The organism is Microbacterium aurantiacum, from assembly GCF_002872075.1.
Taxonomy (GTDB): domain Bacteria; phylum Actinomycetota; class Actinomycetes; order Actinomycetales; family Microbacteriaceae; genus Microbacterium; species Microbacterium aurantiacum_A.
On record NZ_PGGU01000005.1, the window covers coordinates 488,116 to 498,258 of the forward strand.

Here is a 10,143-nt window from a genome sequence, read left to right on the forward strand (position 1 = left end):
CGAGGAGGCACCGAGATGAACGCTACGACCGAACGTGAGGCCTCCGTCATCGAGTTCCGCCTGACCGCGATGGATCGCTGCGATTCATGCGGCGCTCAGGCGTACATCGCAGCCGAGGTCAACGGCTCCGAACTGCTCTTCTGCGCCCACCACGGCCGCAAGTACGAAGAGAAGCTTCGCAGCATCGCCACGAGCTGGCACGACGAGACCGCTCGCCTGATCGACGCGGTCTGATCCGTCAGATGACCGTGCGCCGCACCCGCGGCGTCAGCCGGGTGAGGATCTCCTCGCCGACGGTGCCGATCCGCTCTGCGAGCGTCGTCGCGCTCTGCTCTCCCTGATCTCCAGGACCGAACACGCTGACCCGGTCCCCCGGCTGCGCGCCCGCCCACCCCGCGACGACCGAGGTCGTCGCATCGATGCGCCGCAGCACGCGCGGGCCGGCAGGAGTGCCGACCTCGATCCCCGCGAGGGTCGACGGCACGCCGTCGAAACTGCCGATCGAGAGAACGGCATCGCCGTCGTCATCAGTTCGTATCACTGAGGCGGTCAGGGTCGCGATCGGGCGGATCCCCTCGAGTTCGGGCCCGTCCGCCGAGCGGATGCCGTAGCAGAACGCCCCGATCCGCGACAGAGAGCCACGCAGCTCAGGGCGCCACCACGAGGCGGCGGATGCGGTCAGGTGCAGGAGTTCCGGTGCTCCGCCGGCGCGGCGAACCGCCTCGACTCCGGCGAGGAAGACCTGCTGAGCGTCGTCGTCCTCCGCGTCGCTGGCCTCCGCGAGGTGGCTCCACACGCCGACTAGTTCCAGCGACCCCGCGTCCTCCGCCGCGCGGGCTTCGGCGACGAAAGCACTCCACTCCGCCGGGAGGACACCGTTGCGACGCAACCCCGTGTCGATCTTCAGGTGCGCGCGCGCCCGCTGTCCGAGCGATCCTGCGACAGCGATCACCCGTCGCAGGTACCCATGCGTGCCGATGCCCAGATCAATATCGTGCAGCAGCGCCTCGGAGACTTCATCATCGGTCGAGGTCGCCCACGCGAGAATCCGCTGCGGGCCGGCGAGAGCACGGCGGATGCGCAGGGCCGTGCCGATGTCGTAGCCGCCGAACCAGGTGACGCCGGCATCGGCGGCATCCTCCACCGCCCAGGTCAGGCCGTGGCCGTACGCGTCGTCCTTCATCACGAGCATCAGCGTCGACGGCGCGATCCGCCGCTCCACCGCGTCGATGTTCGTGCGGAACTGCGCACGGGAGATCTGCAGGCTCGGCCGATTCATGCTTCCCATTCCCGCTCGGCGTGTGTTCCGGTCACGGTCACGAGTTCCGCGATGGTGAAACCGGTGACGGCCGCCCACCGCGCGAGCGCCGGCGCGGCGGACCCCGGTCCTCCGAAGAAGGTCGCCTCGGTGCCTACCGCGACATCGCGACCACCGAGATCGACGACGCACACGTCCATCGCGACCCGCCCGACGATAGGGCGCTGCTCGCCGTCGACGGCGACGTGCACCTGGTTGCCCAATGCGCGCACGATCCCCTGCGCGTATCCGCCTGAGACCAGCGCCACCGTCGTGTCCTCTGTGGCGCGGTGGGTGTAGCCGTAGGAGACGGCCTCACCTGCCAGGAGACGCTTCGTGGAGAGCACCCGTCCGGCAAGCCGCAGCACCGGTCGGGTGATCAGCTGCCCCTCCGCATCCGGCAGCCCGTAGAGGATGCGGGAGTCGATGTCGGCCTCGCCATCGACGGTCGCCCTGATGCCCTCCGCTCCGAGCGCATCCGCCTCGTCCTCGGAGTCGACGAGGACGGCCGACGCGCCGGCTGAGAGGGCGGCATGGGCCACCGACAGGATGCCGTGCCCCCAGGCGTCACGACGCAGATCGGCGACACTGCCGCCGTCCGCCATGGCCGCCGCGGCGGCTGCGGTGAGAGCGGAGCGCGAGATCACCGCCCGCGGAATCGCACTGCTGCCCGTCACCTCAGAGCCCGATCGAGCTGATGTCCTTGCCGTGCACGAGCCGCTCGATCGCGGCGCGCGCGCCGTCTGCGTGCTCGTCCAGCGGCGCATGGGCCGCGCCGGGCGCCCACTCGATGCCGCGGCGGGTCGTCACCGAGGTGAGAATGGCATCGGTCCAGCGCGGGTTCAGCGGCAGCACCGGCCCCTGCACGTTGGTGGCGAAGGCCTGGCCCCGGCGGACGATCTCACCGCGCGAGCCGGCATGCTCGAAGCTGCCGCGGCCGGCGGAGACCGTTCCATACGGCAGTGCACCGTTTCCGAGCGACCACCGCGAAGCGTGATCCTCGAAGCCGATGACCCGCCCGTCCGGTGTGTCGACGATGACGTATCCCACCTTGCGCTCGCGCGTGCGCTGAACCGTGAACGGGAAGATCCCGAGGCCGGCGACGGGATCGCCCTCGAGCGGCTCCACTCGTTCGCTGAGCAGCTCGGCGGAACCGCCGACGGCGAGCAGCGAACCGCCTTCGTCGACGAAGCTCTCCAGCTGGGCGGCACGATCACGCAGGTCGTCGATCACGCCGCGCATCGCCGACAGCGGCCCGTTGCCGAAGATCAGGATGTCCGTGTCGGCGGGAATCGCGTCGCCAGTGCCCACGCGCTGCACCTCGACAGCGACCCCGCCGCGTTCCAGACGCACCTGCAGTGCGCGGACGTTCCCGCGATCACCGGTGATGCCGAGCTCGACGGGATAGAGCTGGACGATACGCACAGATTCGCTCATCGGCGTGCAACCTCCTGGTCTCCGTGACCGAGCAGCTTCCGGCCGATCATCATCAGCTCGTAGTTGACGAACCACGTCTGACGTCCGGACGGCGCCGGATCCAGCGCGCGCATCAACGCGACCGCCTTCTCCATGTCGGGTTCGACGACTCCGATCTCGACGCCGGCGTGCTCGAGACTCAGCGCGAGCTGGCTGGCCTTCTCACCGGTGACGACATCCACTCGACGGAGCGCGTCGAAGTCCACGTCGTACAACCAGGAGACGTCGGGGGTTCCCTCGTCGATGGCCATGAGGGCTCGCTCTGGGGATCCGTCCAGTGCGTCGAGGTTCATCTGCAGGCTCGGCGCGTTCTTGAACATCACGAACTCGACCTGCTCGCCGGCCGGATCCCGCCGCAGCGGGATGACCTCGCCGCGCCCATAGGCCGGTGCCATCCGGGCGAACCCGGTCGCCGCCTTCGAGGCGGAGAAGTCTGAGCCGAGCACCCGTGCCGCGACGGTGAGTGCGGCAGCCGCATCCGCCGCGTAGTGCAGTCCGCGTGCCGGAAGCGTGATCTCCGCTTCCGCATCGCCGACGCGGACCGCGACCGAGCGTCCCTGCGCACTGAGCACCTCGGCGAACGCGTCACGCGCCAGCGTGCCCGTGTTGCCGCTGCGGGTGTCCGCCGCATTGGCGAGACCGTGCGCGGAGGCGGCGACCAGCTCCGGCGAGACACCGAAGAAGGAGACCTCTCCGCGCATCGACGTCGTGTCGATCTTGCTGAGATACGGGTCGTCGCGATTGACGACGACATGACCCGATGCCCGCGTGGAGGCGTCCAGCATCATGTCGGCGACACGCTCGGTCTCGTAGAAGCGGTACAGCTGGTCCACCTGCACGTTCAGCGACAGGATGACCGCCGGTGACAGCTGATCCGCCAGATCGGCGGCGTAGCCCTCGTCGACCTCGAGCACGGCGACATCCGCACGGATGCGGCCGGTGAGGGTCGCGTCGGCCAGCAGCGCGCTCGTGACCCCCTGCGGCAGATTCGCCCCTGTCGGGTTCGTGAACACCGTCAGGCCGTGTGCGCGGAGCACCTCGCTGATCATGTGCGTGGTGGTCGTCTTGCCGTTCGAGCCCAGCACGAACACCACCCCGTACCGGAACTGATCAGCCAGGGTGGGCAGCAGCGACGGAGAGAGCTTGTTCGTCAGATACCCGGGAAACGCCGAACCGCCGCCCCGCAGACGCGTCGCGAATCGAGCCAGCTTCCCGGCCAGAACCGGGAAGACGTAGCGGATGCCTGCGGAGCGCGCCTGAGGTGCGCCCGTCATCATTCGAGGTAGTCCCGAAGCGACTGCGAGCGGCTCGGGTGACGCAGCTTCGCCATGGTCTTCGACTCGATCTGACGGATCCGCTCGCGCGTGACCCCGAACGTGTCGCCGATCTGGTCGAGCGTCTTGGGCTGGCCGTCGCCCAGGCCGAAGCGCATGCGGATCACGCCGGCCTCGCGCTCGGAGAGCGAGTCGAGCAGCTGCTCGAGCTGACGCTGCAGCATGGTGAAGCCCACGGCGTCTGCGGGAACCACGGCCTCGGTGTCCTCGATGAGGTCGCCGAACTCGCTGTCGCCGTCTTCGCCGAGCGGGGTGTGCAGCGAGATCGGCTCGCGGCCGTACTTCTGCACCTCCACGACCTTCTCCGGAGTCATGTCCAGCTCGCGGCTGAGCTCTTCCGGGGTGGGTTCGCGACCGAGGTCCTGCAGCATCTGGCGCTGCACGCGTGCGAGCTTGTTGATGACCTCGACCATGTGCACCGGGATGCGGATGGTGCGCGCCTGGTCGGCCATGGCGCGGGTGATCGCCTGACGGATCCACCAGGTGGCGTAGGTGGAGAACTTGAAGCCCTTGGTGTAGTCGAACTTCTCGACCGCACGGATCAGGCCCAAGTTTCCCTCCTGGATGAGGTCGAGGAACTGCATCCCACGACCGGTGTAGCGCTTGGCGAGCGAGACGACGAGGCGCAGGTTGGCGCCCAGCAGGTGGCTCTTGGCGCGCTGGCCGTCACGGGCGACCCACTGCAGGTCGAGTCCGAGTTGACTCGTCCGCTCGGCGTTCGACATCGTCGACAGCTTCTCCTCGGCGAACAGGCCCGCCTCGATGCGCATCGCGAGCTCGACCTCTTCGGCCGCGTTCAGCAGCGCGACCTTGCCGATCTGCTTCAGGTAGTCCTTGACCGGGTCGGCGGTGGCGCCGGTGATCTGGGTGGAGTAGACCGGGACGTCTTCATCGTCGTTCGACGAGATGACGATCGCGCCCGTGGGCAGCGGCTCGGTGAACTTCGGCTTGCTGTCCTCGTCGTCGTCATCGACGTCGTTGGCTGCAGCGGCGGGAACCTCATCGTCCTCGACGATGTCGTCGGCCTTCTTCTTCTTGACGGGAGCGCGCTTCGCCGCCGCGCGCTTCGCCGCAGTCTGGGCCACCGGCTTGTCGGCGGCGGCCTTCGTCTCGGGCGCCTTCTCCGCTGCGGCGTCGAGCTCGGGCTCGTCAGCGGTCTTCTTCGTCCGGGATTTGTTGGTCGTGGCAGGAGTCACGTTTCGCCTTTCACGGGGCTGCGGATCCGCCCCGGGACATTTCGGACACTAGTAAGACCCTTGTCAAGTCCGTTCTCCGGAAAGAACGATTGACAACGGGTCAGAGTCCTAGTATCGCACACGTGAGACGGAGCGAGCGCATTCCGGCGAAGTTCGTCGGAATCGGGTCAGCTCCGGCCGGGCTTGTCCTCGTCGCCGAACGGCCGGGTCGCGAGGTACCGCTCGAGTTCCGCGGCCAGTTCGTCCGCACTCGGCAGATCGCGCTCACTGAACCCGCCGTCGTCGTAGGAGTCGTCATCGGGGTTGCGACCGGCCATGTACGCGTCGTAGCGCCGCTCTAGGGTGTGCACCATCTGCTGCAGCTCGTCGTTGCCGAGGACCTGCTCGTCGACGCGTGCCAGGTAATCCTCGCGGCGCTCCTGCACGTCGTCCATGACCAGCACGAGTCCGGTCGCCGCCATCAGGCGCTCGGCGGCGGTGATCACCGCATCCGGATTCTCGGTCTCGGCCAGGTAGTGCGGCACCAGCAGCACGAAGCCGACTGCCCGGTCGCCGCGCTCGGCGAAACGGAACTCGAGCAGGTGGCCCGCGGTCGCCGGCACCTGGGTGCGCGGACGCCAGACGGAGTGCGCGACCGTGAGCTCACGCCGGTTGCCGCTGACGGTCGTGCCGATCGGGCGGGTGTGCGGCACCGGCATCGCGATGGAGTGCACCCAGTTGAGCCCGGACACCTCGAGATCGGCGGCCAGATCGAGGATCGTCTTCGCGAATGCGTTCCAGGCGAAGTCCGGCTCGTATCCGGCCAGCAGCAGGAACGGCTGGCCGAGCGCGTCGGTGGCGAGGGAGAGCTCGAGACGCGCGGGACGGAACTCCGTGAGGTGGTCCTGCTCGAAGACGATCACCGGGCGCCGAGCGCGGTAGTCGAGCAGCACGTCGTTGTCGAACACGACGATCGGCTGCGGCGAGGTCGTTTCGCGGAGGTGGTCGATGAGGCCGGAGACGGCGCTCCCGGCATCCGTGAACCCGGTCAGGAGCATCACCAGCGGGAGTCCGCGCGGCACAGTCGGTGCGTTCGCGACACGTTCGTAGAGGTCTCCGGAAAGGGGCATAGGACCATGCTACGAGGCGCCGTCCGTCCGGGGCCTCGACCGGTCATGCTGAGAGCGAACACGCGGCCGCCACCTCTCGCGCTCCCAGGCGTGCGCAATCCCTAGGATGGAGATATGACGCTTCCCGTGCTCTCGCACACGCCCGACTTGTTCCCCGGAAGCACCGCAGATGCCGCAGTGCTGGTCGTCGCCGATCTCTCCGAATCGGCCGAGGCCATCGCCGCCTTCAGCGGTCTCGCCGAGCCGCTCGAGGCCATCGGCTTCACCGGTTCCGCCTCTTCGTTCGTGCGCGTGCACGCGCCGGACGTGACCACCCTTCCGTTCGCGGTCGTCGGCGCGGGCAAGACGCCGAACGCCGCCGCGGTGCGGAACGCCGTCGGAACGGCATTCCGCTCGTTGACCGGGTTCGAGACCGTCTCGCTGGCTCTTGCTCCCGGGCTGGAGGAGTTCGCGGATGCTGCGGCTGAAGGCGCCGTCCTCGGCGGCTACCGCTTCGAAAACTACAAGGCGGAGAAGGGCAAGCCGCGCGCTGCAGCGGTCATCCTGCACGCCGATCTCGATGAATCGGCCGTCGCTCGTGCCAATGCGGTGGGCGACGCCGTCTCGCTGGTGAAGGATCTGGTCTTCGTCCCCGCCGAATGGCAGAGTCCCGCACAGCTCGCGCAGAGCGCGGCCGACAGCGTGGCAGACCTCGACGTGACCGTCGAGATCCTCGACGAGAAGGCGCTCGCGGACCAGGGCTTCGGCGGCATCCTCAGCGTCGCCCAGGGGTCGGAGCGCCCGCCTCGCCTGGTCCGGCTCGAGTACTCCCCCGCCGACGCCGTCCAGCACATCGCGCTGGTCGGCAAGGGCATCACGTTCGACACCGGCGGCCTGTCCCTGAAGCCGGCGGCCTCGATGGTCGGCATGAAGTTCGACATGGCGGGTGCCGCCACCAGTCTCGCCGCGCTGCGCGCGATCGCCGCGCTGGGGCTTCCGGTGCGCGTGACCGCATGGCTGGGCATCACCGACAACATGCCCTCGGGCGGGGCCATCCGTCCCGGTGACGTGGTGCGGATCCTCGACGGCACGACCGTCGAGGTGCTGAACACCGATGCCGAGGGCCGGCTGGTCCTGGCGGACGGGCTCGTCGCCGCCAGCCGCGAGAACCCGGACGTCATCATCGACGTCGCGACGCTCACCGGAGCCATCGTGGCCGCCCTGGGGCACCGCCTCACCGGAGTCTTCGGCGACGACGAGACCGTCGCCCGATTCCTCGCGGCCGCCGACGCCGCTGACGAACCGGCCTGGCACATGCCGCTGCCCGCACACATGGAGGAGGCGATGGACTCCCCCATCGCCGATCTGCAGAACGTGAACATGAGCGACCGCATGGGCGGGGCCCTGTACGCGGGCCTGTTCCTGCGCCGCTTCGTCGGACGCACATCCACCGACGACGACGCCCCACGCATCCCGTGGGTGCACCTCGACATCGCGGGCTCCAGCGAACACAGCGGAGCACCGTACGGCTTCACCGAGAAGGGCCCCACGGGGGCTATGGTCCGATCGATCATCGCCTTCGCCGAAGCAGCATCCCACACGGAGGCATGACCATGACCACGCACACCTTCGACATCGTCGTCCTCGGCGGAGGCAGCGGCGGCTACGCCGCCGCCCTCCGAGCCAGCGAGCTCGGCAAGACCGTCGCCCTCATCGAGAAGGACAAGGTCGGCGGCACGTGCCTGCACCGCGGCTGCATCCCCACCAAGGCGCTCCTGCACGCGGCAGAGGTCGCCGAGCACATCCGGGATGCCGCGCACGTCGGCATCACCGCCACACTCGAGGGCATCGACCCGGCGGGCGTCCGGGCCTACCGCGAGGGAATCGTCGCGAAGAAGTTCAAGGGCCTCGAGGGCCTGGTCAAAGCGCGCGGCATCACCACCGTTCCCGGACTCGGCCGTCTGCAGGCGGACCGCAGCGTCGCCGTCGGCGACGACGTGTACGTCGGCACCGATGTGATCCTCGCCACCGGCTCGTACAGCCGCACACTGCCCGGCCTCGAAATCGGCGGCCGCATCCTCACGAGTGAGCACGCGCTCGCACTCGATGTCATCCCGGACCGCGTCCTCATCCTCGGCGGCGGCGTCATCGGCGTCGAGTTCGCCAGCGTGTGGCGTTCGTTCGGAGCCGAGGTCACGATCATCGAGGCGCTGCCGCACCTGGTGCCGAACGAGGACATCGCCCTCAGCAAGGGCCTCGAGCGCGCCTTCCGCCGCCGCGGCATCCAGTATTCCCTCGGCAAGCGGTTCCAGACCGCCACGCAGGACGAGTCGTCCGTCACCGTCGCGCTCGAAGACGGCAAGGAGTTCACCGCCGACTACCTTCTCGTCGCCGTCGGGCGCGGTCCGGTGACGGCCGACCTCGGCTTCGAAGAGGCCGGCGTGACCCTGGACCGTGGCTTCGTCACCGTCGATCAGGATCTCCGCACCGCCGTTCCGGGTGTCTGGGCCGTCGGCGACATCGTTCCCGGCCTGCAGCTCGCCCACCGCGGCTTCCAGCAGGGCATCGCCGTCGCCGAGCGGATCGCCGGTCTCTCGCCCGCGAACATCCCCGACGTGCAGATCCCCAAGGTCACGTACTCGAGCCCGGAGGTCGCCTCCGTCGGCGTCACCGAGGAGGCCGCGGTCGCCGAGCACGGGGCGGACAACGTCGTCGCGTACGAGTACAACCTCGCGGGCAACGGCAAGAGCGAGATCATCGGCACCGGCGGACTGGTCAAGGTCGTCCGCCTCAAGGACGGCCCCATCCTCGGGGTTCACCTGCTCGGCGATCGCGTCGGCGAACTCATCACCGAGGGCCAGCTCGCCGTCGCCTGGGAGGCGCACCCGGAGGACATCGCTCCTCTGATCCACGCGCACCCCACGCAGAGCGAGGCACTGGGCGAGGCCTTCCTCGCCCTGGCGGGCAAACCGCTGCACGCCCTCTGAACACCAACAGGCCAACCAGGTCACTAAGCTAGACAAGCGTCATACAACTTCCTGAAGGAGACTCCGTCATGAGCACATCCGTGGTCCTCCCCGCTCTCGGTGAGAGCGTCACAGAGGGTACGGTCACCCGCTGGCTCAAGCAGGTGGGAGACACCGTGCAGGCGGACGAAGGCCTGCTCGAGATCTCGACCGACAAGGTCGACACCGAGATCCCCTCGCCCGTCAGCGGTGTGATCGAGGAGATCCTCGTCGCCGAGGACGAGACCGTCGAGGTGGGCGCACTGCTCGCCCGTATCGGCGACGGATCGAGTGCAGCACCGGCAGCGGATGCTCCGGAAGCCGCCGCTCCGCAGGCCGAGGCAGCACCGGAGGCAGAAGCAGCACCGGAGGCAGAAGCAGCACCGGCAGCCGAGGCAGCACCGGCACCCGCCGCCGAGGCACCCGCCGCCGAGGCTCCGGCCGAGGCCGCTCCGGCCGCACCGGCCGGCGATGCGACCGACATCGTGCTCCCCGAACTTGGCGAGAGCGTCACCGAGGGCACCGTCACTCGCTGGCTCAAGCAGATCGGTGACACCGTCGCCGTTGATGAGGCGCTTCTCGAGATCTCGACCGACAAGGTCGACACCGAGATCCCGTCGCCGGTCGCCGGCGTCCTGCAGGAGATCGTCGCCGGCGAAGACGAGACCGTCGCCGTCGGCGCCGTCCTCGCCCGCGTCGGGTCGGGTGCCGCCCCGGCAGCCGCTCCCGAGGCACCCGCCGCCGAGG

At 69.0% G+C, this 10,143-nt stretch carries 10 protein-coding genes; 4 read left to right on the plus strand and 6 right to left on the minus strand.

Annotation, left to right across the window (positions count from 1 at the left end; all coding sequences use genetic code 11):
* The first annotated feature begins 15 nt into the window (after positions 1-15).
* Positions 16-234, plus strand: a complete 219-nt coding sequence (locus CUR96_RS05375; RefSeq protein ID WP_102192227.1) for a DUF7455 domain-containing protein — start codon at positions 16-18, stop codon at positions 232-234.
* 4 nt (positions 235-238) lie between these two features.
* On the opposite strand, the gene CUR96_RS05380 is transcribed toward CUR96_RS05375, so the two are convergent.
* From CUR96_RS05380 to CUR96_RS05405, 6 genes are all read right to left on the minus strand, one after another.
* Complete coding sequence (locus tag CUR96_RS05380; protein WP_102192228.1) at positions 239-1,279, minus strand: alanine racemase; 1,041 nt, start codon at positions 1,277-1,279, stop codon at positions 239-241.
* Positions 1,276-1,974, minus strand: a complete 699-nt coding sequence (locus tag CUR96_RS05385) for an alanine racemase (protein ID WP_245861086.1) — start codon at positions 1,972-1,974, stop codon at positions 1,276-1,278. The genes CUR96_RS05380 and CUR96_RS05385 overlap by 4 nt, the downstream gene beginning before the upstream one ends.
* 1 nt (position 1,975) lies before the next feature.
* Positions 1,976-2,734 carry a glutamine amidotransferase gene (locus CUR96_RS05390; RefSeq protein WP_102192229.1) on the minus strand — a complete coding sequence of 253 codons (759 nt, stop codon included), beginning with the start codon at positions 2,732-2,734 and terminating at the stop codon, positions 1,976-1,978.
* Positions 2,731-4,047 carry a MurT ligase domain-containing protein gene (locus CUR96_RS05395; RefSeq protein WP_180968942.1) on the minus strand — a complete coding sequence of 439 codons (1,317 nt, stop codon included), beginning with the start codon at positions 4,045-4,047 and terminating at the stop codon, positions 2,731-2,733. The genes CUR96_RS05390 and CUR96_RS05395 overlap by 4 nt, the downstream gene beginning before the upstream one ends.
* Positions 4,047-5,303 carry an RNA polymerase sigma factor gene (locus CUR96_RS05400; RefSeq protein ID WP_102192231.1) on the minus strand — a complete coding sequence of 419 codons (1,257 nt, stop codon included), beginning with the start codon at positions 5,301-5,303 and terminating at the stop codon, positions 4,047-4,049. Before CUR96_RS05400 ends, CUR96_RS05395 begins: the two co-directional genes overlap by 1 nt.
* A 167-nt stretch (positions 5,304-5,470) precedes the next feature.
* Complete coding sequence (locus tag CUR96_RS05405; RefSeq protein ID WP_102192232.1) at positions 5,471-6,412, minus strand: PAC2 family protein; 942 nt, start codon at positions 6,410-6,412, stop codon at positions 5,471-5,473.
* Between the two features lie 114 nt (positions 6,413-6,526).
* Here CUR96_RS05405 and CUR96_RS05410 point away from each other — a divergent pair, with 114 nt between their 5' ends.
* The 3 genes from CUR96_RS05410 to CUR96_RS05420 all read left to right on the plus strand — a co-directional run.
* On the plus strand, positions 6,527-8,002 hold the full coding sequence (locus CUR96_RS05410) for a leucyl aminopeptidase (protein ID WP_102192233.1): 1,476 nt from the start codon (positions 6,527-6,529) through the stop codon (positions 8,000-8,002).
* A gap of 2 nt (positions 8,003-8,004) precedes the next feature.
* Positions 8,005-9,378, plus strand: coding sequence for a dihydrolipoyl dehydrogenase (lpdA, locus tag CUR96_RS05415; protein ID WP_102192234.1), 1,374 nt, complete (start codon positions 8,005-8,007; stop codon positions 9,376-9,378).
* Between the two features lie 68 nt (positions 9,379-9,446).
* Positions 9,447-10,143: biotin/lipoyl-containing protein (locus CUR96_RS05420; RefSeq protein WP_348639564.1), on the plus strand; the 697-nt coding region annotated here is incomplete at its 3' end.

What these genes read in the sequence shown, in the direction of transcription:
- CUR96_RS05375 (WP_102192227.1), top strand. Translation starts at nt 16, where the DNA reads ATGAACGCTACGACCGAACGTGAGGCCTCCGTCATCGAGTTCCGCCTG.
- CUR96_RS05380 (WP_102192228.1), bottom strand. Translation starts at nt 1,279, where the DNA reads ATGAATCGGCCGAGCCTGCAGATCTCCCGTGCGCAGTTCCGCACGAAC.
- CUR96_RS05390 (WP_102192229.1), bottom strand. Translation starts at nt 2,734, where the DNA reads ATGAGCGAATCTGTGCGTATCGTCCAGCTCTATCCCGTCGAGCTCGGC.
- CUR96_RS05395 (WP_180968942.1), bottom strand. Translation starts at nt 4,047, where the DNA reads ATGACGGGCGCACCTCAGGCGCGCTCCGCAGGCATCCGCTACGTCTTC.
- CUR96_RS05405 (WP_102192232.1), bottom strand. Translation starts at nt 6,412, where the DNA reads ATGCCCCTTTCCGGAGACCTCTACGAACGTGTCGCGAACGCACCGACT.
- CUR96_RS05410 (WP_102192233.1), top strand. Translation starts at nt 6,527, where the DNA reads ATGACGCTTCCCGTGCTCTCGCACACGCCCGACTTGTTCCCCGGAAGC.
- lpdA (WP_102192234.1), top strand. Translation starts at nt 8,005, where the DNA reads ATGACCACGCACACCTTCGACATCGTCGTCCTCGGCGGAGGCAGCGGC.